This is a genomic window from Shewanella sp. MF05960 (genome assembly GCF_050849305.1).
Lineage (GTDB): Bacteria > Pseudomonadota > Gammaproteobacteria > Enterobacterales > Shewanellaceae > Shewanella.
Genome location: NZ_JBOZPS010000005.1, coordinates 125,890 through 150,241, shown reverse-complemented (window position 1 = coordinate 150,241; position 24,352 = coordinate 125,890). Strand labels below are relative to the sequence as shown.

Genomic DNA, 24,352 nt, shown 5'->3' with positions numbered 1-24,352 from the left:
ATTCACTGTTTCATCTAGTCACTATTTCAAGATTCACTGTTTCAAGAGTGAGCATTTAACGTATTAGCAGCTGCAAGCTAATAAAAAATCCCAGTGAGCGATAAGCACACTGGGATTTTTATTAGTGTTCACGTACACGTGTTTACTGCATTAGGGGGAAGCGCACATAAAAACGAGCGCCCTGTTCTGCGCTTGAGTCATAACCAATGCTGCCGTGCATGGCTTCGGTGAGCTCTTTACATAATGCTAAGCCTAAACCTGTGCCGCCTTTGGTTTTTGCGCTACTGGCATCTGCTTGTGAGAATTTTTCAAAAATCTTAGTTTTAAAATCTTCTGGGATCCCAGCGCCTTGATCTTGCACGGCGATTTCAATCTCGTTGTCTATAACCGATGCCGACAAGGTTACGCTGCCTGCTTGCGGTGAGAATTTAACGGCATTAGAAAGAAAGTTAGTAAAAATCTGTAATAAACGGTGTTCATCTGCGTAAATACACACATCATTTATCAGCGGTTCTTGCTGTAACACTAAAGTAATGTGGTGTAAGTCTGCATAGGGTTGATGATCGGTCAGTGCACGCTGTAACAGTGGAGCCATTTGCAGTTGTTTCATTTCGAACAACATCTTACCTGCGGCGAGCTTTTCGATATCGAGCAAATCATTAATCAATCGGCTGAGTTGCTTACAATTACTGCTGGCAATATCCATCAGCTTTTGAGCCTTTTCAGGTAAGGTGGTGATTTTTCCTGATTGTAATAGCGTTAACGCCCCATTAATTGAGGTCAAAGGCGTACGCAACTCATGACTCACGGTTGAGATAAAGTCGTCTTTAACCTTCTGTAATTTCATTCTGTCGGTAATATCTTGCAGTGACCCGACCATAATCAAATCTGGATTTCGGTCTTCTGACACTATCTGCCCAAGCCCATGCACCCAGCGCACTTCACCGCTAGGGCGAATAATTCTGTGTATGACGTTATGGATGCCAGTGACAAGCGCTTTTTGTTGGCTTTTTTCAACTATGTCCATATCATCTGGATGAATAACACTTTTAAACTTACTGTCGGTAGGTACAAAGTCTTGCTCATCTAGGCCAAAGATTTGATAGACCATTGGTGACCACCACAAGGTGCCAAGTTTTAACGACGCATGCCAGTAGCCGATTTGAGCTTGTTTACTCGCTAAATCAAGACTTTGCTGAGCAACATTGAGCTGTTGGTTAAGCTCTTCAAGTTTAAGGTAATATTTTTTAGTTTCGGTGATATCTTGAATGTAGCCATGCCATAAGGTACTGCCGTCTTCCATTCGCTCGGGCGTTGCACTGCCAGATAACCATTTAAACTCGTTATTGTCACTTGATACGCGATATTCAATCTCCCATAGGCTGAGGTCTTCAATTGAGCGCCCAATGCTGCTTACTAGCAGGCCTAAATCATCTGGATGAATTCTCTCAAAAGCATTAGTGGCATCAGTGCGTACTTCTTCTGGAGTCACGCCGTAAATATCTTCAATGCCTGAGCTGGCATAAGGAAATGCGGCGTGTCCGTCTGGCCATACTTGATATTGATATACAACCCCTGGAAGCTGTTGGGTTAATTTATACAGTTGATCGCGGCTTTGCTGTAATGCTAAATCATTCAATTTTTGTTCGGTTATGTCAGCATGGGTGCCGTACATCATTAAGGGTTTACCGTCATCCGTGTATGACACCACTTTGCCCCTATCATGTACCCACACATAATGGCCTTGCTTGTGTTTCATGCGGCATTTAATGTCAAAAAATTCTTTGCTGCCGTTAAGGTGCGCTTCTAATTGAGCATCTGAGTCGGCTATGTCATCAGGATGAAGCAGGTTTAGCCAGGTATCGACTGAAATAGGTTCAAGCTCAGCAAGTGTATAGCCCATAATGGCAGCCCAACGTTCGTTAAGCACAGTGTCACCATTTTGCACATTCCATTGCCAGGTGCCGATGCGGGTGCCCTCGAGTACCGAACGATACATTTGTTCACGCGCGGCTAACTCTTCCTGGGCCTGCTCTTGAAGTCTGTCCTGGATTTCTTGTTCAATAGTTTTGCCAATTTCTGTAACTATTTGGCGTTCTCTATCGCTAAATTTACGTGGTTTACTGTCAATAAAACACAGTGTGCCGATGTTTTCACCGTCATTAACTAAAGGCACACCGGCATAAAAGCGAATATTGGGCGCATTGAGCACTAATGGATTATCGGCAAAACGCTTATCGAGCAGTGCATCGGGCACTTCAAAAATACCTTCGCCCAAAATCGTATGACCGCAGAATGAAATATCTCGGCTCGTTTCGCAGGCATCGAGCCCTTGTTTAGATTTAAACCATTGTCTGTCTGCATCCACTAATGACACTAATACAATGTCAGTGCCTAAACACAGTTGGGCTAAATGGGTTAAACGGTCAAAGCGTTGCTCTGCTTCAGTGTCGAGTAAGCCCGTTTGCTGTAATGCGGTGAGTCTCTTTTGCTCATTGTGCGGTAAAACAGGCGTTTGCATGAGTTACTCCGAATCGTTAGTGTCTGCTGCGCTTAAGTGAGTCAGATAAAGAGCTTGCAACTCATCGCCTAGGGTCATGGCATCAAATGGTTTTTCTATGACAGCAATAGCACCAGCATCAAGGTATTCTTGTTTTTCTGCCTGTTGAATGCGCGCGGTCATAAACACCACTGGAGTGTGTTGGCATTGTGGCGTTTTACGAAGCTCAAGCAGCGTTTGCAATCCGTCCATGCCTGGCATCATGGCGTCGAGTAAAATTAACTCTGGGGTAAATGTCACGACTTGGGCTAATGCCGCCTGCCCGCCATCGCAGGACACTAAGCTAAAACCAGAAATATCAACCAGCGCCATCTCTACAATGACTCGAATAGATTCATCATCTTCTACGTGTAAAATCTTATCTAACTGCATTTAGGCTCCGATTCAGTTTTGTTTAGCGGTCCAAATATGGCTTTATGTTAAGGCCGGTATTTGCGAGCTTAAGCTTAATGATGCACTACACGAATAGCCTTTCGCAAATAGCACTTCACAAATAGCACTTCACAAATAGCACTTCAGGCGTAGCGTCACGACAACGATTGGCCGAACCCAATATCTATATCCTTTTAATATTGTATTATTATTGGTGATGTAGCAAACTAAGCCATTGAATAAATACATTAGATTAGCGATTTATTTCCAAATAATGACTAAATAATGCCTAAATAGCGTGACGCCTAAGTAGCATAATGCACATGTGTCTAATATGAGTGAATGCAACGTGTTGCTTTATTATTGACTGAGAACCCTGTTATGAGCGCGGATAAATTGAGCGTTACTCCTAAAACAACAGCGTCACCGCAGACGCTTGAAGAACTGCTCAAGCCTTTTGCTGGCAAAGAGGCGTTTTATCGTCGCTTGATTGCCATTTTTGAAAAAAACTTAGCTGAGCAGCTTAATGACATCAACACCTTAATTGATCAACACAATACCAGGGAATTAATGGTCCTTGTACACACGCTTAAAGGCACATCGGGCACAGCGGGATTTTCAGCACTTTACCGTGCTTTATATGATTGGGAGCTTAAATTAACCCAACTTGATGCTAGCAATGCTGAACCTAACACCAGTCTTTATGCCGACTTAGGCCAGCAGATTACCGCAATTGCGCATTCTGAATTAGCACATATTCATGCCTTGTTAGCCACATCAACGGACAATCAAACACTAACAAAGCCAGAACCCGACACGGAATCGCACAACATCACATTCTCATTAGCACAGTTAACAAACGAGTTTGATGAGCTTAACCAGCTTTTGCGCCAAGGTAACCTCGATGCCATTGCGCAATGCCAAGCGCTGCAAACTAAGTTAGCGGCAGATACACGGTTGATTCAAGAGTTAATCGCGCTATGTGACAGCGTTGAAGCGTTAGACTTTGACACCGCGCGTGCGCAATTATCTTCACTGTCGACAAAGTTGAAATAATGATGTCTACCAACATTAAACACGTCAGCTCATTGCCCGACGACATCATCGCTAAAGCGGAACAATTTGTTATTATTTATAAAAAACGAATGATCTGGTATGTCATCCCCGCGTTTAGTTATTTTTTAATGCCTGAAACCTTAGATATGTTAGCGGTTATGTTACTCGGTGGGTTTTATACTTATGTCTTTTGCTTTTCTAGCATATCCACCCTACTTTGGCGCTTTGACCGTGTTTTATGGTGTCAGCTGTTTATGTCTTTAGCCTTAGGCTTGGGCGCTATTGTCTTTTTACGGCTGTTTGATCTGACACATTGGTTGATACATTCTGTGGGCTTTGTACCCGATGGCGAGGTTAAGCACATTTATGCGATTATTGCGTTTACGCCTTTGGTGGCGGCCTATGTCGACTCCTTTAAAAAAGTTGAATTAGCCTTTTATAAATCTAAGGGATATAACTATATCGGACTGTTAGGCAATCTTAATGGTATGTAGATGACGGATGAATATTGTAAATAGAAATGCCACTCAAGTTGCTTGTGTGGCATTTTTTAATTTTGTTTGCTTGTTAATTACAGCTTAATTGTGCTTCTGAATGAGATTTTTAAAGGCTTCTAGGCGTTTCTCACCTTCAACCAATTTTGCACGCTCTGCATCAGTGAATACACCTGGTGTTGGGAAATGATCGGTATGACAGCTTGAACGCGCATTGGGCATAATATCAAACTTAGCACAACCTACTACGTTGATTGGGTAATTGAAGTTGCCGTAGCATAACCCCTTAATAGCTTCAATTTTTTGCCAGTCTTTAGTCAGTTTTGCGTCAGGTTCTGCGCCCTGTTCTGTGTATGGGCGTAACAGATCAAATCCTTTTAACGAGTCCGTTGGTGTTAATAAGTCCCAGGAGAGCGATCTGCCATCGTAACGGTGAGCACGTCCACCCGCATGTTTCATCCATGGCATGTGACAATCGGTACATTTAACATTGGCAACATTGTGCGCGTTGAGTTTGTGTGCATCACTGTCTTGTTCAGCATGGCAACTGCTGCATAAATGTTGAAGAAAATCACCCAAAGACATGAGAACAATCTAAACAGTATCATTTATTATTCTGTTTATTATTTTATTACATCGGGTTTACTTGAAATAAATAACATCACTTAGATAGGTTGCATCTATCTGTTTTTACAGTGATAGTGTCACTTTGAGTCGGCAAATTTAATTATTGGGTGTTATGTCTGTTATTGGTGAAAATAAATACACTTTATATGGTGTCATTGCGATTTTATTGTGGAGTAGTGTCACTGCGTTTATACGAGACGTGTCTGAACTGTTTAGCCCAATTGCGGGCGCGGCAATGTTGTATAGCGTGAGCGCACTGTTTTTAATGTCGGTCATGGGTGTGCCTAAAATTGGTGCGTTCCCTAAAAAGTATCTATTGATTGGTGGCAGCTTATTTGTCACTTATGAAATATGTTTAGCGTTGTCTTTAGGCATGGCGAACAGCCGACATCAAGCAATAGAAATGGCGATCATTAATTACTTATGGCCTGCACTAACCATATTATTGAGCGTTATGCTGAGCCGTAAAAAAGTCAGTGGGTTGATATACCCCAGTGTTTGTATCGCATTTATTGGTGTAGCCTGGTGTATTGCGGGTGACAAAGGCATTTCAGTTGATATTTTATTATCCAATATTGCCGACAATCCACTGACCTACTTTATGGCGTTTTCTGCTGCGTTTATTTGGGCGATTTATTGCGTTGTAACCAAAAAAATAAGCCAGGGTAAAAATGCTATCGTGCTGTTTTTTGCGGCAACGGCCATCACTTTATGGGTGCAGTATTTTTTCAGTAATGAGCCAAGTATAACGTTCTCGTTATCGTCTACGGCAATACTGATATTGGCAGGTATTGTGATTGGTTCAGGTTATGCGTTGTGGAACCAAGCTGTGATTGGCGGTAATATTATTTTATTAGGCACTCTGTCTTACTTTACGCCAGTGTTTTCAACAATATTTGCCTCTGTTTACTTGTCTATCTCTCTTACTGGAACGTTTTGGCAAGGCGTAGCATTAGTGACGCTAGGCTCACTGATGTGCTTTTGGGTGACACGTAATAAAAAATCACTAACAATCGCTGACAATCGCTGACAACCCCTGACAAATGACCAATAAATACTAAAAAGCACGCTTTTGAGCGTGCTTTTTCATTTACCTAAATTGTCATTTCAATGACCCATTTATTCAGTTTATTGATCCTGTACCGCTGGAGCAATATCACTGCCGCCAAGAGCTTGATACAACGTAGCTTGTGCACTAAATAGGTTGTAGCGATTGGCTAACAGAAAGACTTCGGCGCTGCGCTGTGTTTCTTGTGCATTTAACCAATCTTGAATACTGACTGCACCATTACGATACTGGCTGGCGTATATGCGCTCCGCAGACGTTGCCGCTTGATATTGTTCAGAGAGTTTTAATGCTTGATATTGGTAATGTTGCCGTGCAGAAATCGCGTTATCGACTTCTTTAAAGGCGTTGTACAAGGTTTGTCTGTAACTCACTACCGCTGACTCGACCTCCACTGTGGCAAGCTCTTTATACAATTGCATTTCATTCCATTGTACAAATGGCAACAGTAAATTGGCTCCCAGCGTACCAATCGGATTTTGTAATAATTCTTTCAGCTCGGTTGATGATGTCCCTAAAGAACCTGACAGCGACAACGTAGGTAAATACCCCGCAAACGTGGCATCTTTTGCTGAATAAGCAGATTTAAGTTCATACAGTGCTGATTTCACATCAGGCCTGCGAATTAACACATCTGCAGGAATACCTGCTGCAATACTGGGCAGTTCAGCATCTGGCAGCTGATTAATGTTTATGGCCATTTTAGCGGGTGGCTGGTTAAACAAAATAGCTAGCGCATTTTGCGCTTCAACGAGTTGCTGCTCAAGTTCGCTATGGCTCGCCTGTTGCCCTGCTAAGCTACGTTTTGCTTCAAATACATTCAGTTGTGACACAGCACCTGAACGGTATTGTTGTTGAGCAAGATCATAGGTTTGCTGTGCATAATCAATACTATTTTGGCTAAGGGTAATACTTTGTTTAAGGTATCCAATTTGCCAATACAATATTGCCGTGGTGGACACTAAACTTTGTGCAGTGCTTTCTCTGTCTTGTTCACTGGCTAAACTGGTCCATTTAGCTGCGTCCATATCGGCAGAAACTCGGCCCCATAAATCCAGTTCGTAACTGAGCGATAATTTAGTGCCATATTCGCTTGTGCTAGCTCCACCCTCTAGAGGCTTTGTTGTAGCACCATTTACGTTAGCATTAATTTGTGGGTAACTTTGTGTATCGGTTAAGCCAGCTTGCAGCCTTGCGCGACGTAATGTTAATGTCGCGAGCGCTAAATCATTATTGGTTAATAGCACTTGCTCTATGAGTTGATTGAGCTCTGGATTATTAAAACGTTGCCACCAAGGATCGAGTTTGACTTGTTGATTAACGCTAACACTTTGCCAACTATCAGGTATCGTCACGTCGGGTTGTGTAAAATCAGTGTGAGTCAGGCTACTGCAGGCGCTGGTGAGCGATAGGCACAATGTAATGCTAGTCAGTTTGAGTGTAAAACTTGGGTTTATCATTATTATTCTCTCGCTAAAGCATCTACAGGGTCGAGTTGTGCGGCATTGCGGGCCGGTAAAAAGCCAAACAAAATACCAATTAAGGTTGAACAGGCAAACGCAGCGACAATCGATGCTGTAGAGTAAATCATTTGAAAACTCCCCCCGCTAATGGCAAATATTTGGCCAATTAAGTAGGCAAGCCCGATCCCAACAGCACCACCACACAAACACACCAAAACAGCCTCAATTAAAAATTGAAGTAATATATCGCTTTGCCTTGCTCCCACGGCCATACGCACACCGATTTCTCGAGTACGTTCGGTAACAGACACCAACATAATGTTCATTACTCCAATACCACCTACAATAAGCGAAATCACTGCAATTGCTGAAATCAGTAGTGTCATAGTTTGCGAGGTTTTTTCGATACTTTCTCGAATTGTATCCGTATTAATGGTGTAAAAGTCTTCTGTTCCATGGCGCATTTTTAATAATGCAATTATGCCTTGCTCTGCAGCACTACTTGACGCTGATTCATTGATCCTCACAGTAATACTGTCAAGATATTGTTGACCGACCATACGAGCAGATACCGTTGTATAAGGTACCCAAACATTGAGTGAGTCACTGCTACCAAACGCACTTTCTTGGGGTTTGGTTACACCAATTATACGAACCGGTAAGTCATTGAGAAAAATCACTTCACCGATGGCTGAACTATCAGAAAACAACGACTTACGTGTATTATCGTCAATCACCGCTTGCTGTGCCATGTCAGTTTCGCTGGTGTCATCCCAAAATTGGCCGTCCGCTAATGAATATCCACGTACTCTAAAGTAGTCAACCCCCACACCACTGAAACTCGCTGAAACGGCTTGATTGCCATAACGAATAGTGCCCGCGCTACTAATTGAAGGTGTCACACTGTCAACATAGGGCAATACTTTAAGTGATTCACTGTCTTGAGCCGTTAAGGTTCTGATTTTGGCCGCAAGTCTGTCGCCAAAACCGCTACCAGATCGAACATCGATAGTGTTAGTTCCCATCGCGCTGATATTTTCAAGCACGGATTTTTGCGAACCTGCTCCAAGTGCCACCACAGAAACCACAGATGCAATACCAATAATAATGCCAAGCATGGTTAAAAAAGTACGTAATCGATGCGATAACATGGCGATTAATGCCATTTTAAAGGCTTCGATGTAACGGTCCCAGTTTAACCATGAGGTAATGGTCGTGCTTACCTCTGGCAACACTTTATGTGTTGTTGACTGGTTATTTTCAACATCACGAATAATAACACCATCTTTAAGTTCAATTATTCGGTCAGCAAAATTGGCAACGTCCATGTCGTGGGTCACTAAGATAATAGTGTGACCATCTTGATGAAGCTCTTGCAGCAAGTTCATCATCTCTTTACCGCTATGGCTATCAAGTGCCCCCGTGGGCTCGTCGGCTAAGATAACGTCGCCACCATTCATCAGTGCTCGCGCCACACTGACACGTTGTTGCTGCCCGCCACTGAGTTGGCCGGGTTTATGGTCAAGTCGATCAGCAAGGCCTAAACGAGACAATAAACCTTTGGCACGTTCGGTGCGCTGTTTTTTATCTTTACCGGCATAAATTGCGGGGATTTCAACGTTACCGACGGCATCAAGATCGCCCAATAAATGATAACGCTGAAAGATAAAACCAAAATGTTCGCGGCGTAATTGCGCTAATTGGTCAGCATCCATGGTGGAAGTATCTTGGCCATTAATGAAATATTGACCTTTAGACGGTTTGTCTAAACAGCCTAAAATATTCATTAAGGTGGATTTTCCCGAACCAGAGGCACCTACGATGGCCACCATTTCGCCGCGTTTAATGTCGAGATTAATGTCATTGAGTACGGTGAGTTGTTGCTCGCCCGCACTAAAAGAGCGGTAAACACCTGAGATATTAAGTAAAGAAGATTCATTCATAACTTAAAATCCCATCGGTGAACGGCGATTGCCTCTACGGGCACTAACAGTATCGGTTGAACCTCCTGTTCCGAGTATAATTTGATCGCCTTCTTCAAGCCCTTCCGTAATTTCAGCATTCACTTTATTGTTGATCCCAACAGTGACATTACGATATTCAATTTCATCATTAACTAAAACCGGTACTCTAAAGCCAGGTCTTTTGCCATGATTAGGTTGCAGTATTTGCGATGGCACTAAAATCACATCTTCGCCCTGCTCAAGAATAATAGAGACTTGCGCGGTCATACCAATACGCAAAATACCATCAGGGTTTTCTACATCAAACAGCCCATTATAATAAATAGCATCTGTATCACTTGAGGTCATGTTGCTATCGTCGCCATCCATAATGGTCGGCCCTGGTTCAATGGCGCGTAAGGTTGCGTTGAAGCGTTTTTGTGGCTGACCCAAAATGGTAAAGTAGACCGCTTGCCCTGGCTTAACTTTAATCACATCGGCTTCAGAAATTTTTGCTTTTACCGTCATTTTAGTTAAGTCAGCTAGCTCAACGATGGTTGGAGTTGATTGAGTTGAGTTAACAGTTTGCCCCACTGTGACAGCGGTATAGACCACCATGCCGTCCATTGGGGCTTTAATTGTGGTATAGCCAAGGTTTAGTTGTGCGCTTTCTACACTGAGTTTGACCTGTTCTTGTTGAGCCTTTAGCTGGTCGAGTTCAGCTAGATATACCAATAGCGTAGCTTGTGCTGACTCATAATCTGCTTTTGAGCTCGCATTGTCGGCTAACATCGATTTTTGGCGATTAAATTCTTGTTGAGCTAGGTTTATCTGCGCTTGCTTTGCTCGGTATTGAGCTTCATTACTTGTGAGTGAGGCAATGGCTTCTTTCAATTTATTTTGCTGAGTTAAACTGTCAATTTGAGCAATTAACTCACCTTGTTTTACCTGCTGGCCTAGTGCGACAGGTAAATTGATAATTTGGCCAGAAGCCTGCGCGCCTACACTCACGAATTTAGACGCTTGAAGCATGCCGTTAGCCAACACACTGCTTTCAATATTGCCACGTTGGACCGACTCTGTCGCATAATTAGGCGCAGAGCTATCGCTGTCAAAAACAAAATATGCACCGCCTGCGATAATGAGTATTATGACAACGATCAGGAGAGTCAGTTTTTTTATACTGGTTTTTTTCATTTTTTAATTACATCCACAGATACAACAATAAAAGTGAGTATGTTAATTAATCATGTTGTACAACATGGTTAAATGACAATAAGTTATCTTGGTATTTAAAGGTAGAAAAGGTTAACGCTCAAAGTGATGCTTCAATTTTTAAGTATTTAACACACTAGCTAATGAATCATTTTACATGGGGTGCTGTAAAACTATGTCATCGCAATGTAATTTAATGTAAACACCTATATGACAACATTTTTAATCTATAAAAGTGAGTGATTGCTTGCCAAGTATCTTCGACGCCTTAACCTTCCTTAACCCATTATTAAGCAAAATAAATGTTCAACGTTAATTGTTGGTATTAAATAAATTGCAATCAACTGGAGTGTAAGTTTCGTTGCACCCAGATAATTTAATCCACAGCTTAGGGATTGTTCAATTTAGCATTGGCGCTTTAGCCAGCAGCATGTGGTTTATGGCTAAAAACAAAGCTTTCGTTGTTGATCATCTTACAACACCATAAGCATGAGTGAGATGAGGAGCCGATTTGCATCTATGCTGTGGCCACATTCTGCTAGAATGTGGTTAAATTAACTATCACTCTATAATTACACACCATTATGCAGCGCCCGCCACTTCGACAAGCCAAAACTATCGATAATGTATTCAACAGTGCGTATTGGCACCTTGGACAACAAGATTTCACCATTAATGAAATCCGCAATAAACTTGAGCGCAAAACGGACAATCAGCAATGGATTGATACGGTATTAGCCAGGTTGATAGAAGGTGGCTATTTAAAACAAGACACTGAATTTGCCATCCGTTATTGCGAGTTAGCGTTTAGCAATGAAATAGGTGCTGGTGCGATAAAACGTAAGTTACAACAGCGAGGCATTGCGATGGCAGAAATAGATAGCGCCATCGAACATGTTATGCATGCACAAAATGTCGACCCATTGGAAATGGCGAGCGCGAGATTACAAAGCAAATTTGAACACTTTGATACCACCAGCAAAGAGAAAGTCTACGCGCAAATGACCACCAAAGGATTTTCGCGATCAGAAATTGATCACGCCTTAGCCCAACATCCCGAGCGTGATGGCTTGCGATCAAAATTGGCCATCAAAGCAGACAAAGCCGATTTGAGCAGAGAAATCATTAAGCTGTTTAATAAAGGCAAAGGTAAAACCCTGATTTTGCAAGAACTCAAACAACGGCTGATTGATGTGACTGAGTTTGAAGAAACCGTGTATCAACTTAGCCTATCTGATGACATTGATTTTTACCTAAGCTGTAAAAACGAGCTGGCTAAAAAACGCTATAACCTGGCTGATTACAAAGAAAAATCGAAAGCCTACGCTTATTTGTCACGTAAGGGCTTTAGCAGTGATGAGATTAAAGAAGCGATGGTGATTGACGATGAATAATCATTATAAAAGCCTAACGCCATGACCTGCCTGTTACGATAATTTGATTAGTATCGATAACAAAAAATGATTAAATTGATAAGTTATCATACTTTAACAGTCTCATTTATTGGGTGTAAAATATCAGAAGTTCAAAAAACGTTCACGATCTCACCCTGCTTAACCGATTACCCTGAATATAGCCCAAGTTAATAAGGCAATGAAAATAAGCGACTCATGTGAGTCGCTTATCGATATTTTAGCTATCACTAAATCAGACGTATTTGCTACTATTGACCACTGTTTATTGGCATATTGCAAAAGCCTGCCTGTGTATTGGAAGTCATATTGTGTTAAACAAACCATCTTACCGTGGCGAGCTGTTTATTTTACTGTCGACAATCTTGGCCGGTGTGGGGTGGATCGCCTCTAAACTGGTGATTTTAGAAGTGCCTGGTGTCAGCTTTGTCACGGCGCGCTTTTTACTCGCCAGTATTATTTTATTACCCTTTTGCTATAAACAAGTCTTCGCCCTAAGGCTCAAACAAGTATTGTCGCTTTGTGCTGTGGGAGTGGTACTGGCCGCCTCAATTGAGGTATGGGTGTATGCTATTTCAATTTCTAATACATTGTCTGTAGGTGCATTTATCATGAGCCTGGCCATGATTATTGCACCGTTTATTTCATGGATTCTTTTTAAAATCAGGCCTCCACGTATTTTCTGGCTCACCTTACCCGTAACATGCATTGGCATTATGTTACTCACCTTAACTAACGGTTGGGTGGTTGAAAAAAGCCAATGGTTTTTCTTGTTATCGTCGGCATTATTGTCGCTGCATTTTGTATTGAACAAACAGGTGTTGAATAAGGCTAAACCGCTCACTTCAATTTGCGTGCAACTGTTTATGATAGGCGTTGTAGGCTTGATTTTAATGCTGATTGTTAATCCTGAAAGCGTCGAGTTAAATAGTCATATTGTGTTTTGGTTTGCAGTGTCGACACTCATCGCCACCTGTTTACGTTACTTAGCGCAAACCGTGGGACAATTTAGCGTTAAGATAGAAAAAGCATCATTGATTATGATCCTTGAACCCATCTGGACGTTATTGCTCTCTGTCAGTTTGCTCGGTGAAGTCGTTGAACCACAAAAGCTGATTGGCGGCGGGATAATTTTGTTGTCACTGTTTATCTATATCAAATTTGCGAAAAAGACCCCTACTCAATAACTTGTTTTGCTTTACCACTTTTATTGCCTAAAAATGAAAACGGGTATGCATGAGTTAATCATACATACCCGCTGAATTTTCCTGGGTTATTTGTCAAAGCGATTAGCCTGAGTTATTAACCAGAACTATTAACCTGAGCTATTAACCAGAGCGATTAACCTGAGCGATTAACCTGAGCGATTAACCTGAGCGATTAACCAGAGTTATTAGCTTGAGTGACTCACCTTTGCTATTAGCGTGATGTGATTTCCATGACGACCTAGCCTTTAGGTTGTGCGTGAAACCGTTGCTGGAACGCTTCCATAAAATCTTGTCTTATTTGGTAATCTAATTCGATTGCCCGCTCTGTTGGGCAAAAAATCATGATATTGACGTTTTGTTCACCCGTAGCGCCACTGGTAACGTGAATATGCGGTTCGCTACCGGGTAAATCTACACCGGCATGCTTTTCTATCACGCCATTGTAACGACGAGCGACTTCGATAAAGTCTTCACAGTAACCGTCAATTTTGGTGGTTAATTCAGGGAACAAAGGATACAGATTGACAAATTCTGCAACGGTAATAGTGATATGGTGATACACATATCGCTTCATAAAGTTATGATTTTTAACGGCATAAGTAAAAAACATGCTGTTGGGTAATGTGGCCGTTTTACCCGTAAAATGGTATTGGCCATTTTCTAAATCAATTTCTTGGATAACGGTCGCCATTAAATTATGTTCAATAACCTGGCCATAAATATTGCCCACTTCAATCCAATCACCGATGACAAACGACCGTGAACTCGCGCGTTGTATTGAGCCGGTAAAACACAAAATGATTTCTTTAGATGCAATCACAAACGCGATGGCGATGGCGGTTACCGACAGGGCAAATTTGCTCACCTCAGTTTGCCAAAGCATGAACAAAATCATGATGGTTAGAATGAAAATGCCATTTTTGGTACGCGACATCCATTTGCGCTGCACGTCTGACAAAAAGGCGACATCACCGCGTATGGTTGAAATGATGAATTGTTTAATCAATGAGATAAGCACAATGATCAATGCGGTGAATAATAATTTGTGATTGAGAAGAAAATCGATGGCTAACATTATTTTATCTATCAAACCTACTACCTATTTGTGCTTGTTTTATACGTGTCATTGGATCGTTATCGATACAAGCCGACACTTTAGGGTTAATACCCTGAGAAAACAAGGTTAATGGTGGATAACTTAACCTCGTGCAACTCTTCGAAACAATATCAATTCAAATTGAGTGAATAAAACTTGGCTAACAAGTGCGCGATCACAGTATTGAATATTTTCTAATTGAGACAATTTGTCCGCTTTGATTTTTGTTAACTTGATCAACATCATGAATTCGACGTAATTACCATACTTATGGTAAGGGGATTTCTCACAATTTGATTTACATCAAGGTGGATTTTTAACCGAGTTTTAATATTGATACTGATGGAATGCAACTATTTATTAGCCCCGCGCTAAATTAAGCAGAAGGTATCAACATGGACACACATGCAGCCCTTTATAAGCAAGGCCAAGAGCGCCTTGACTATTTACGCCAATTTGCCCAGCGTCAGCCCAAGACATTACAACAAAAAATGGCCGACATTGGCATATCTCGCCGAGACTTCATTAAGTGGACCGCTTCGGTCACCGCAATGTTTGCCTTGCCCTTACCCTTTAGTAATTTGGTCGCTGAAGCCGCTGAGTTAGCCGACAGAGTGCCGTTAATTTGGCTGCACTTGGCTGAATGTACCGGTTGCTCTGAATCGCTCATTCGCACCGACTCCCCTAACCTCGACAGCCTTATTTTTGATCATATCTCGCTTGAGTATCACGAAACCTTAATGGCCGCCTCGGGTTGGCAAGCTGAAGAAAACCTTGAGCATGCACTTGAAACCTATAAAGGCCGTTACTTACTCGCCGTTGAAGGCGCGGTACCAACCGCCAATAACGGCGCGTATTTAACCGTGGGCTGTAAAGGCCACACCGGATTACACATTGTTAAAGAAGCCGCTGAAAATGCTGCCGCAATTATTTCGGTCGGCACTTGCGCTGCATTTGGTGGCGTACAAGCTGCGGCGCCAAACCCTACGGGCGCAAAAGGCGTGCATGAAGTGGTCAATAAAACCGTGATTAACCTGGGCGGTTGTCCACCCAGCGAAAAGAACATTGTGGGTACGTTAATGTATTTCATTATGTTTGGTAAGTTACCTGCACTGGACATGTTTAATCGTCCTAAATGGGCTTATGGCGCACGGGTGCATGACAACTGCGAACGTCGTGGCCGCTTTGATGCCGGTGAGTTTGTTGAAGAGTTTGGCGATGAAGGTGCCAAAGAAGGTTACTGCTTATACAAAGTGGGTTGTAAAGGCCCATATACCTATAACAATTGCCCGACAGAACGTTTTAATCATCACACCAGTTGGCCGGTATTAGCGGGTCACGGCTGTATGGGCTGTTCTGAACCGAATTTTTGGGATGACATGGCGGACTTTGAAAAACCGCTAGGACGTCAACTTTTACATGGCATTGATGCCACCGCAGACACTATTGGAGCGGTCATTTTAGGTGCGACCGTTGTTGGTATTGGCGCCCATGCAGTTGCTAGCGTATTTGCTAAGCCTTTGGAGGATTAATCATGAGTAAACGTGTCGTAATCGACCCTATCACCCGTATCGAAGGCCATTTACGCGTAGAAGTGGAAGTGGATGACAATAATGTCATCACTAAAGCCTGGTCATCATCGACCTTGTGGCGCGGTATTGAAGTGATATTAAAAGGTCGCACACCTATGGATGTGGGCTTAATTGTTCAGCGTATTTGTGGCGTGTGTACCTATTCGCATTATCGCTGTGGTACAGAAGCGGTTGAGAATGCCCTCGGCGTTAAAATCCCGCTGAATGCAAAATACTTACGCAGTTTGATGCAATCATCTTTGTATATGCATGATCATATTGTGCATTTTTATCATTTACACGGATTAGATTGGGTTGATGTGGTCTCGGCCTTAAGTGCCGACCCCGCTCTTGCAGCCAAAGTGGCAATGAATTATTCAGACGCCCCGATTGCAGCCGGTGAAGGTGAATTAAAAGCGGTACAAGCAAGAGTAAAAGGCTTAGTAGAAACCGGCAAGCTGGGCCCCTTTGCCAATGCATATTGGGGTAATGGCACGTATCGTTTTAGCCCTGAGCAAAACTTAATTGCGTTATCGCATTATTTGAAAGCGTTAGAAGTACAACGTGTGGCAGCCGAAATGCTCGCCATATTTGGCGGAAAATCGCCCCATCCGCAGTCTATTGTGGTGGGCGGTGTCACTTCAGTGCGCGACATGTTAAGCCCGGCTCGTTTACAAGAATGGAAACAAAAACACGCAATAGTACAAGACTTTATTGAGCGCGCATACCAGGCAGATATTGTTATGGCGGCTGAAGCCTTTGGCACCGAAGCCAGTGTACTTGGCGGCGTGAATGTGAACAGCTTCTTGTGTGGCGATGACTTTATCATGGCTGACGGTGAATTCTTGTTTAATCAAGGGGTCATCATCAAAGGTGATTTAGCCAATGTGATGGACATAGACCCAGACCTTATTCGCGAAGATGTAACCCACGCCTGGTATAAAGCTGACGGTCCACAACATCCTTATGAAGGTACCACCATTCCTGATTACACAGGGTTTGTGGAACGCGACACGGTTTACGGCAAATTACCCACCTTAGACGGTGACGGAAAATACTCGTGGGTTAAGTCACCTCGTTATCAAGACGAGCCGGTAGAAGTGGGCCCACTTGCCTGTTTATTAGTGAACTACGCTCGTGGTAATCAAACCGTGGTAAATGCAGTTGATGGCTTACTGGCTCGCACTGGTCTGCCATTAGATGCGCTGTTTACCACTTTGGGTCGCACCGCTGCACGCATGTTGCAAACTGTGTTAGTCGGTCAAGCCAGTTTAACTACTTTTGATGCCCTGTTGACCAATATTCAATCTGACGAATCGACCTACGTCAAACCAGAAATTGACTCAAGCAAAGTCTACGAAGGTTATTCGATGATTGAAGCGCCGCGCGGCATGTTAAGTCACTGGATCCGCATTAAAGATGGCAAGGTTGAAAACTATCAAGCAGTGGTACCGACGACCTGGAATGCTGGCCCTGTCGATGCTAATGGCAAAATGGGACCTTATGAAGCATCACTTATTGGCCTAAAACTGGAAGATCCAACCAGGCCACTTGAGGTGATCCGTATTATCCACTCGTTTGACCCTTGTATGGCGTGTTCTGTCCACGTGATGGATTACAAAAAACACACTTTAGGTCAATTTAAAATTGATCCAAATGGGTTCTAATTAAGGTGATGGATTAGGAGGGACAACAGTATGGAACATATCGCAACCCATAATCGGCAGCTGATATTTACGCCAGCGATTCGAATATTTCACTGGCTTAGGGCATTGGCTATTTTGGTATTAGTGATCACCGGGTTTTATATCTCGTGGCCATTTTTAGTGGCGCCTGAAAGCACTGATGTATTGGTACAAGGTTGGATCCGCTTTGCCCATATCATTTTTGGCTTTTTGTTAACCAGTATTACCTTAGTGCGTTTTTACTTGTTTTTCTTTAGTCGTATTGACCATGAAAGACGTTCATTTAAAGATGTGCTATCGCCTCGAAGTTGGATTAAGCAAGTAAAGTCTTATTTTTGGATGGGCAGTTTACACAAAGCTGGGGTTTACGGGCCATTACAATTTATGACCTATGTGGCCATTTCGTTTGTCGCTTTGATTATGTGTATCACTGGCTTAGTGCTGTACGCCAATGTGTATCATTTGGGTATTGGCGGAATGTTAGGTGATGTATCGGCCTGGATAACTGGCCTGTGTGGTGGTTTAGCCCCCTTGCGGATTTACCATCACTACTTAACATGGGCGTTCGTCATCTTTGTGGTGATCCATATGTATATGGCGGTGTGGTCTGGTATTCGCTTTAAGCATAATTCAGTCGATTCGATTGTGTCTGGTTATGACTATCACAAAGTTCATAAATAAGGTGAATCTATTATTGTGAAGAAAATATTGCTGTTAGGTATAGGCAATGTATTGTACGCCGACGAGGGTGTCGGCGTACATTTTGTCAATTATATCAAAGATAAATATCAATTTAACCACGTGCAATATCAACTGGATATTATGGATGGTGGCACCCTGGCACAGGGGCTTATTCCTATAATCTGTCAGTATGATCATTTAATCGTGGTGGATACCGTCAATAGCGTGGGCGTCGGCCCCGGTGAAGTTTACTTTTTTGATTTTGACCATGCGCCAGCCGAAATAGACTGGCAAGGCAGTGCCCACGAAGTGGAAATGCTGCAAACTCTCAATATGATGGACATTGTTGGCGACCGGCCACACACCTTTGTGTTAGGCGTAACACCAACCGTTATTGAACCTATGGTGCTCGGGCTCACCACTCACCTGCTTAACGCAATCCCTACCATGGAAAAAGCGTTACTCGCGCACATCACATCCCTTGGCTTTACCTATGACTGTGTGGCTGATATTGCTATCGGCCAAGTGATCCCCGACGCCTATAAGCGAGGTTGCTATGTCGATGCATAACCTTAGGTTCGATTTTATCTGTCAGCGTCCTGTGCCGTTATATGAGCACTTATGTAATGACTATCTTCAACGTACTGAACTGGCCATATCGATTGGCATGGAGCATCAACAAGATAACGATTCGATTTGTTATTTTATAGAAGCGTATGCAACCCAGGCTGAACTTGAAGCATTAGCGGATGATATCGCGAGTGATTTTTTATTGTCAGTTTGGCTGCAAAAAACTGAAATAAAACGTATTAATCATAAAACTGGCCAAACTAACCCGTTTGACGTTAAACAACATCAAGGTTTACCGCTGTACTTTTGTCAGCATTGTCAGCCTCAATTTGGCGATAATCAGCATCCCCATTTTGGCGACATTAACTTCGCGTGTGAACACTGCAAAGGCCATTACAAGTTAAGCCGCGAGTTAAAATCATTAACCCATTTAGACATCGCCGCAATGGCCAATAATTTACTGAGCGAAAAAACCTTAACGTTACCTATGCTCGGTATCACCCTGGCGCTCTCGCCCAGTGACAAGCAAGCCCAGTACCAAAGGCCGCGGATATTAGTGTGTAATCCTAATTCGCTTAACAGCCAATTTTGCGTCACCGACAGCCAGGTATTGGCGTTGTCCAGCATCGAAAAACCGCTGTTACGTGTTAGGCCTTGTAGCGATCACCCTAGCCTGCATGCGCCTTTGTACGAGATCCAATTTGCTGAAAACCGTTTATTGGTGATATTAACAGAAATGCTTCGTCAAAAAGGCGTGCACTGGTTGTATGTTAACCAGGACACCGTAGACAATACCAAAATGGATCTGCCTTTACGCTTAGCCAGTATCAACCATTACTGGTTACCCATAACCAACTTAACCGATGGTAATATACCGCTACCCAATAACTTAACCTGCTTACACGACGAAAATAATTACAAGACAAGTCAATACAAGTTTTTGGTTAAAAGCACTAAACGCCTGCTTGAATGGCATGTGGTGAGGTTACCCAAACTCTCTCAGACTAAACTCTCTCAGGCTAAACTGTCTCTTACTAAACAAGCACAGGATAAACCCGCCATTGCCTTAATGGAGCCTGAACATCACAACACGCTTGAACATGCCATTGATAAGGGCGAACCAGGCGAAGACATCAGTAACAGCTTATGTGCGTTATCTGCGGGTTTATTACGTCACCATAGCAACGAACATCATACTAAAGCACAGTTTGTGAAAAATGCGGCGATATTGTATTTCAATAAACACCACCCCAGTCAAATTGTCACCGTAGATGGACACAGTGATGCCGAGTTATTTTTTGAACTGCCTATGCTGCCAGGCAGTGGTTACGAGGTGTGTCACAGTTTGTCGGACTCACCGCAAAAGAATGTACTCGATAAATTTAAGCAATTGCACCCGCGAGAATACAATCAATTACTGGATTTACAGCTGTTGCCAAGCGATGGTGCATTGAGTCAATTAATGGCTGTCGCGGCATTAATTATTGGCGCCGGCCCAAGCCAGGACAAACACAGCCAACAAAAATGCGTAAGTGAGCTAGCCGATAAATTTATCGCGCTCGCAATGTCTTACCAGGGCAATAATGCGCCACGAATTGATTTTCCGTTAACTAAAGGCATGGCACACCGTAGCCTTAACTGGTGTAAAACCTTAGGTTCATTGATGAGCTTTAAATTGGCTGGTGATACCAATTTAGCCAAGCTTGCTTTTGCGTTCCATGATTCGTTTGCCGATTACTTAAGCCACTGGATTGAGCATGTCGATCAAAACATCGGGATTAAGCAACTCGTGGTCGCCGGTAATGAATTTGCAAACCCGGTATTGGCAGAACGAGTACAGCTGCGCATTGGTAAAAACTTTCCGCTGGTGGTCAATCCGTTACTCGATCTTGATGGGGTTAATATTGCAATTGGTGGCCTATATCTCAAACAACGTCGTGGATAAACGCTAAAATAGCACTGAATTTAACTGCGGAATGTGAATGAAAACAGTGCAGCAAGTGATCATTGTGGTGAAAGGAATTGTACAAGGGGTCGGATTTAGGCCCTTTGTTTATCGCATGGCCAAAGAGCTCAATTTGCTTGGCACTGTACTCAATAATCATCTTGGTGTGACCATTGAATTACAAGGCGATGAAGCCACCATTAACGCCTTTATAGCAACCTTACAGCACAGCCCACCACCTCTTGCCCGCATCGATTCCATTGAACAAAACCCTATCTCAACACTGTCTGCGTTTAGTGAATTTAGTATTATTGAAAGCCAGACATTAGCGGGCGAACATGCCAATGTGGCCATATCGGCCGACAAAAGTATTTGCCAGGATTGTGTAGACGAAATACAAGACCCCAGTAATCGACACTATCAATATCCCTTCACTAACTGCACCAATTGCGGCCCGCGCTACACCATCATTAAGACGTTACCCTACGACCGCTGTAACACGGCCATGTCGGGTTTTGATATGTGCGTGCATTGCCGAAATGCTTATACTAATCCGCTCGATCGCCGCTACCATGCGCAACCTGTCAGTTGCCCACAATGTGGGCCACAGTTGCAATTAAGCATATTAAATCCCACATTCAGCGGATTAAATAATGGCGATGCATTAGCGCAAACAGCGGAGCTAATAAACCGTGGGGCCATTGTGGCCATTAAGGGGTTAGGCGGGTTTCATTTAGTGTGCGATGCAAGTAATGATGTCGCGGTACGCGAGCTGCGTAAACGCAAACAACGCCCAGCTAAGCCTCTTGCGATTATGGTCAAAGACCTTAGTCAGGCACATGAGTGTGTCTATGGAAATGACACTGAGTGGACGGTGCTAAACAGTGCAGAAAAGCCGATCACCTTGATGTACAAACACACCCAAAATTCACTGGGCTTAAGTGAACAGTTAGCGCCAGGGATTCATAGGCTCGGGGTATTTTTGCCTTATACACCGCTACACCACTTGCTGATGAACAAATTAGATAACCCAATCGTCGCCACTAGCGCTAATCGCAATGGTGAGCCCATTATTGGCAATAAAGCAGAAATCGAACATCATTTAGGCCATGTGGTTGATGCCATATTGGATCATAATCGAGCGATTATTAACGCCTGTGACGACAGTGTCGTACAGGTGATTGACCAGCAATTGCAAGTGATCCGTTTAGCTCGAGGCTACGCGCCATTAACCATTAATATTTCAGATCCCGCAACAATTAATGCTGACACACATTCGATATTAGCCGTGGGGGCACAGCAAAAAAACGCGGTCGCTTTTGGGGTTGATCATTGCATGATGTTATCGCCGCACATTGGTGATTTGTTTAGCCTTGAAGCACAGCAATACTTTCATCAAAGCTTAGCCACGTTTAAGCGATTATATGATTTTAGCCCGAGTCATATTATCCATGATAAACACCCGCAATATGCGCCAAGCCAATGGGCAATGGACTACCAACAGCGCCATTCGATGCCAGCCGAACAATGCGTGGGCATTCAGCATCATTATGCTCACGTATTAGCGGTGATGGCGGTGCATCAACAGACGGCACCTGTGTTTGGTGTGAGCTTTGATGGAACGGGGTTAGGCGACGACGGCGTGTTATGGGGCAGCGAAGTGATGCTCGCCGATATTAACGGTTTTACTACCCTAGCCCATTTTAGTGAGTTCAAATTAATCGGCGGTGAGCAAGCTATTAAACAGCCAGTGCGCATTTTGTTGGCACTGTTATTTGAACAATTATCGCTTGAGCAAGTGTTGGCATTGCCCATTAAGGCAATCATTAGTTTAGGCAAGCAAACCGTGACCAATTTGCACCGATTATGGCGCAACAACAGTCATTGTATTGCGTGTCGTTCGGTTGGGCGCTTGTTTGATGCATTGGCTGTCGGGCTTAATTTACTTGAACATAATGACTATGAAGGCCAGGCCGGCATGATGATTGAAACCGCGGCTAATCAATATTTACAACTACACACAGCCAAAGACAGTGGGATTCATAATGCATTAAAAAGGATTAGCTTATCGCAACATCCCGCCTCTACAGCGCAAGACAGCCAGGTTATTCAATGGCATAGCAGTCAATTTATTACTCAACTGGTGCTAACAGCGCATCAACAAGATTCCGCGTTAACAACACCTTACCTCACTCATCAACTATGCTGGCAATTTATGGCTGAAATAGCAGATAAGATTGATAGTGTCGCTGAAGATTATCGTGACTACCCGCAAGTATTTTGTGGCGGCGTATTTCAAAATAAAACCTTACTCGGTCAATGTTTAACCCTAAGTAAACGCGCTAATCATCAGGTATTAACCAGCCAACATGTACCCATTAATGACGGCGGCATTGCACTTGGCCAATTGTGGTATGGCGTACATTTATTTTTGCCTAAAACATCAACAAATTCAGCAGAGACATCGCTTACTTGAGGGCATTATTTTTACTGTTAACGCTGTGGCGCAGATCACATTATCGCGCAGATACTGCGCTTGTTCTCTTTGTTTTTATCAAAAGCTGACGTGCATCAAAGAATCGTTCTCTAACTTAACCGACACTAGCTAAAAGATAAGTCATATTAGGGAAAAAACATGTGCAAAGATTGCGGTTGTTCTATCACACACGATCATGCTGATCATCAGCATACTCATGGCGAACATCATCACAGCCAACTTCACAGTAATCCTCAATTAAACGACAAGAAAACCTTAGCGGTTATTCATAAAATATTGGATAAAAATGATGTTGAAGCGCAGCATAACCGTGATCATTTTAAGTCCCATCATGTCACGGCATTTAATTTGATGAGTAGCCCTGGCAGTGGGAAAACCACACTGCTCGAACATTTACCACAATACCTTGAACAACAATACGCTGTGATTGAAGGCGATTTAGAAACCTCACGCGATGCAGACCGCTTAATCGCTAAAGGGATTAATGCCTACCAAATTCAAACCGGCTCAGCTTGTCACTTAGATGCCTTTATGGTGCATGGGGCGTTGCATCACATCGACCTTAATCCTATCGATATTTGTTTTGTTGAGAACGTCGGCAATTTAGTGTGCCCAGCCAGTTATGATGTCGGCACTCATAAAAATATCGTCTTGTTGTCGGTGCCAGAAGGCGACGATAAAATCGAGAAGTATCCGGTGATGTTTCGCCGCGCTGACGTGGTCGTCATTACCAAATCTGATCTGTTGCCCCACTTTGATTTTAGTATTGAACAAGCCAAACAACAGTTACACAAACTCAACCCTAGCGTTGAACTCTTCGTTTTGTCAGTGAAAAATCCTGACTCAATGAAAACCTTTGCTCATTGGATTACCCATAATCTGGAGCATTAA

At 43.1% G+C, this 24,352-nt stretch carries 19 protein-coding genes; 12 read left to right on the top strand and 7 right to left on the bottom strand.

Annotated elements, in window-relative coordinates; all coding sequences use genetic code 11:
* Positions 1-142: 142 nt before the first annotated feature.
* The gene (locus ACROAE_RS06900) at positions 143-2,521 is read right to left on the bottom strand and encodes a PAS domain-containing protein (RefSeq protein WP_432400253.1); all 2,379 of its coding nucleotides are present in this window, start codon (positions 2,519-2,521) and stop codon (positions 143-145) included.
* Between the two features lie 3 nt (positions 2,522-2,524).
* Positions 2,525-2,932 (bottom strand): response regulator, encoded by a 408-nt coding sequence (locus tag ACROAE_RS06895; RefSeq protein ID WP_432400252.1) that lies wholly within the window; start codon positions 2,930-2,932, stop codon positions 2,525-2,527.
* Between the two features lie 342 nt (positions 2,933-3,274).
* Here ACROAE_RS06895 and ACROAE_RS06890 point away from each other — a divergent pair, with 342 nt between their 5' ends.
* Together ACROAE_RS06890 and ACROAE_RS06885 are read left to right on the top strand one after the other, a co-directional pair.
* Positions 3,275-3,988, top strand: coding sequence for an Hpt domain-containing protein (locus tag ACROAE_RS06890; RefSeq protein WP_432400251.1), 714 nt, complete (start codon positions 3,275-3,277; stop codon positions 3,986-3,988).
* Entirely contained in the window at positions 3,988-4,482 is a 495-nt protein-coding gene (locus ACROAE_RS06885; protein ID WP_432400250.1) for a hypothetical protein, read from the top strand. Before ACROAE_RS06890 ends, ACROAE_RS06885 begins: the two co-directional genes overlap by 1 nt.
* Before the next feature lie 84 nt (positions 4,483-4,566).
* On the opposite strand, the gene ACROAE_RS06880 is transcribed toward ACROAE_RS06885, so the two are convergent.
* Entirely contained in the window at positions 4,567-5,067 is a 501-nt protein-coding gene (locus ACROAE_RS06880) for a hypothetical protein (RefSeq protein WP_432400249.1), read from the bottom strand.
* A 154-nt stretch (positions 5,068-5,221) separates the two neighbouring features.
* On the opposite strand from ACROAE_RS06880, the gene yddG reads away from it, so the two are divergent.
* Complete coding sequence (gene yddG / locus ACROAE_RS06875) at positions 5,222-6,139, top strand: aromatic amino acid DMT transporter YddG (RefSeq protein WP_432400248.1); 918 nt, start codon at positions 5,222-5,224, stop codon at positions 6,137-6,139.
* 98 nt (positions 6,140-6,237) lie between these two features.
* Here the strand turns inward: yddG and ACROAE_RS06870 are convergent, their stop codons facing one another.
* Genes ACROAE_RS06870 through ACROAE_RS06860 form a run of 3 tightly spaced genes read right to left on the bottom strand, consistent with a single transcriptional unit; the run spans position 6,238 to position 10,778 of the window.
* Positions 6,238-7,635 carry an efflux transporter outer membrane subunit gene (locus ACROAE_RS06870; protein ID WP_432400247.1) on the bottom strand — a complete coding sequence of 466 codons (1,398 nt, stop codon included), beginning with the start codon at positions 7,633-7,635 and terminating at the stop codon, positions 6,238-6,240.
* A gap of 2 nt (positions 7,636-7,637) precedes the next feature.
* On the bottom strand, positions 7,638-9,581 hold the full coding sequence (locus ACROAE_RS06865) for a MacB family efflux pump subunit (protein ID WP_432400246.1): 1,944 nt from the start codon (positions 9,579-9,581) through the stop codon (positions 7,638-7,640).
* 3 nt (positions 9,582-9,584) lie between these two features.
* Positions 9,585-10,778 (bottom strand): efflux RND transporter periplasmic adaptor subunit, encoded by a 1,194-nt coding sequence (locus ACROAE_RS06860; protein WP_432400245.1) that lies wholly within the window; start codon positions 10,776-10,778, stop codon positions 9,585-9,587.
* A 602-nt stretch (positions 10,779-11,380) separates the two neighbouring features.
* On the opposite strand from ACROAE_RS06860, the gene ACROAE_RS06855 reads away from it, so the two are divergent.
* Together ACROAE_RS06855 and ACROAE_RS06850 are read left to right on the top strand one after the other, a co-directional pair.
* The gene (locus tag ACROAE_RS06855; protein WP_432400244.1) at positions 11,381-12,190 is read left to right on the top strand and encodes a RecX family transcriptional regulator; all 810 of its coding nucleotides are present in this window, start codon (positions 11,381-11,383) and stop codon (positions 12,188-12,190) included.
* A gap of 329 nt (positions 12,191-12,519) precedes the next feature.
* The gene (locus ACROAE_RS06850; RefSeq protein WP_432400243.1) at positions 12,520-13,395 is read left to right on the top strand and encodes a DMT family transporter; all 876 of its coding nucleotides are present in this window, start codon (positions 12,520-12,522) and stop codon (positions 13,393-13,395) included.
* 259 nt (positions 13,396-13,654) lie between these two features.
* On the opposite strand, the gene ACROAE_RS06845 is transcribed toward ACROAE_RS06850, so the two are convergent.
* Positions 13,655-14,503, bottom strand: a complete 849-nt coding sequence (locus ACROAE_RS06845) for a mechanosensitive ion channel family protein (protein ID WP_432400356.1) — start codon at positions 14,501-14,503, stop codon at positions 13,655-13,657.
* 404 nt (positions 14,504-14,907) lie between these two features.
* On the opposite strand from ACROAE_RS06845, the gene hyaA reads away from it, so the two are divergent.
* The 7 genes from hyaA to hypB all read left to right on the top strand — a co-directional run bounded on the left by hyaA (position 14,908) and on the right by hypB (position 24,352).
* Positions 14,908-16,044, top strand: coding sequence for a nickel-dependent hydrogenase small subunit (gene hyaA / locus ACROAE_RS06840; protein WP_432400242.1), 1,137 nt, complete (start codon positions 14,908-14,910; stop codon positions 16,042-16,044).
* 2 nt (positions 16,045-16,046) lie between these two features.
* A complete protein-coding gene (gene hyaB / locus ACROAE_RS06835; protein WP_432400241.1) occupies positions 16,047-17,750 on the top strand; it encodes a nickel-dependent hydrogenase large subunit in 1,704 nt (567 codons plus the stop codon).
* 30 nt (positions 17,751-17,780) lie between these two features.
* Positions 17,781-18,449: a Ni/Fe-hydrogenase, b-type cytochrome subunit gene (gene cybH / locus ACROAE_RS06830; protein ID WP_432400240.1), complete on the top strand. Its 669-nt coding sequence runs from the start codon at positions 17,781-17,783 to the stop codon at positions 18,447-18,449.
* A gap of 15 nt (positions 18,450-18,464) precedes the next feature.
* Positions 18,465-19,019 (top strand): HyaD/HybD family hydrogenase maturation endopeptidase, encoded by a 555-nt coding sequence (locus tag ACROAE_RS06825; protein WP_432400239.1) that lies wholly within the window; start codon positions 18,465-18,467, stop codon positions 19,017-19,019.
* Positions 19,006-20,964 carry a NiFe hydrogenase gene (locus tag ACROAE_RS06820; RefSeq protein ID WP_432400238.1) on the top strand — a complete coding sequence of 653 codons (1,959 nt, stop codon included), beginning with the start codon at positions 19,006-19,008 and terminating at the stop codon, positions 20,962-20,964. Before ACROAE_RS06825 ends, ACROAE_RS06820 begins: the two co-directional genes overlap by 14 nt.
* 37 nt (positions 20,965-21,001) lie before the next feature.
* Entirely contained in the window at positions 21,002-23,440 is a 2,439-nt protein-coding gene (hypF, locus tag ACROAE_RS06815) for a carbamoyltransferase HypF (RefSeq protein WP_432400237.1), read from the top strand.
* A gap of 159 nt (positions 23,441-23,599) precedes the next feature.
* Complete coding sequence (gene hypB, locus ACROAE_RS06810) at positions 23,600-24,352, top strand: hydrogenase nickel incorporation protein HypB (RefSeq protein WP_432400236.1); 753 nt, start codon at positions 23,600-23,602, stop codon at positions 24,350-24,352.

What these genes read in the sequence shown, in the direction of transcription:
- ACROAE_RS06900 (WP_432400253.1), bottom strand. Translation starts at nt 2,521, where the DNA reads ATGCAAACGCCTGTTTTACCGCACAATGAGCAAAAGAGACTCACCGCA.
- ACROAE_RS06895 (WP_432400252.1), bottom strand. Translation starts at nt 2,932, where the DNA reads ATGCAGTTAGATAAGATTTTACACGTAGAAGATGATGAATCTATTCGA.
- ACROAE_RS06890 (WP_432400251.1), top strand. Translation starts at nt 3,275, where the DNA reads ATGCAACGTGTTGCTTTATTATTGACTGAGAACCCTGTTATGAGCGCG.
- ACROAE_RS06885 (WP_432400250.1), top strand. Translation starts at nt 3,988, where the DNA reads ATGATGTCTACCAACATTAAACACGTCAGCTCATTGCCCGACGACATC.
- ACROAE_RS06880 (WP_432400249.1), bottom strand. Translation starts at nt 5,067, where the DNA reads ATGTCTTTGGGTGATTTTCTTCAACATTTATGCAGCAGTTGCCATGCT.
- yddG (WP_432400248.1), top strand. Translation starts at nt 5,222, where the DNA reads ATGTCTGTTATTGGTGAAAATAAATACACTTTATATGGTGTCATTGCG.
- ACROAE_RS06870 (WP_432400247.1), bottom strand. Translation starts at nt 7,635, where the DNA reads ATGATAAACCCAAGTTTTACACTCAAACTGACTAGCATTACATTGTGC.
- ACROAE_RS06865 (WP_432400246.1), bottom strand. Translation starts at nt 9,581, where the DNA reads ATGAATGAATCTTCTTTACTTAATATCTCAGGTGTTTACCGCTCTTTT.
- ACROAE_RS06860 (WP_432400245.1), bottom strand. Translation starts at nt 10,778, where the DNA reads ATGAAAAAAACCAGTATAAAAAAACTGACTCTCCTGATCGTTGTCATA.
- ACROAE_RS06855 (WP_432400244.1), top strand. Translation starts at nt 11,381, where the DNA reads ATGCAGCGCCCGCCACTTCGACAAGCCAAAACTATCGATAATGTATTC.
- hyaA (WP_432400242.1), top strand. Translation starts at nt 14,908, where the DNA reads ATGGACACACATGCAGCCCTTTATAAGCAAGGCCAAGAGCGCCTTGAC.
- hyaB (WP_432400241.1), top strand. Translation starts at nt 16,047, where the DNA reads ATGAGTAAACGTGTCGTAATCGACCCTATCACCCGTATCGAAGGCCAT.
- cybH (WP_432400240.1), top strand. Translation starts at nt 17,781, where the DNA reads ATGGAACATATCGCAACCCATAATCGGCAGCTGATATTTACGCCAGCG.
- ACROAE_RS06820 (WP_432400238.1), top strand. Translation starts at nt 19,006, where the DNA reads ATGTCGATGCATAACCTTAGGTTCGATTTTATCTGTCAGCGTCCTGTG.
- hypF (WP_432400237.1), top strand. Translation starts at nt 21,002, where the DNA reads ATGAAAACAGTGCAGCAAGTGATCATTGTGGTGAAAGGAATTGTACAA.
- hypB (WP_432400236.1), top strand. Translation starts at nt 23,600, where the DNA reads ATGTGCAAAGATTGCGGTTGTTCTATCACACACGATCATGCTGATCAT.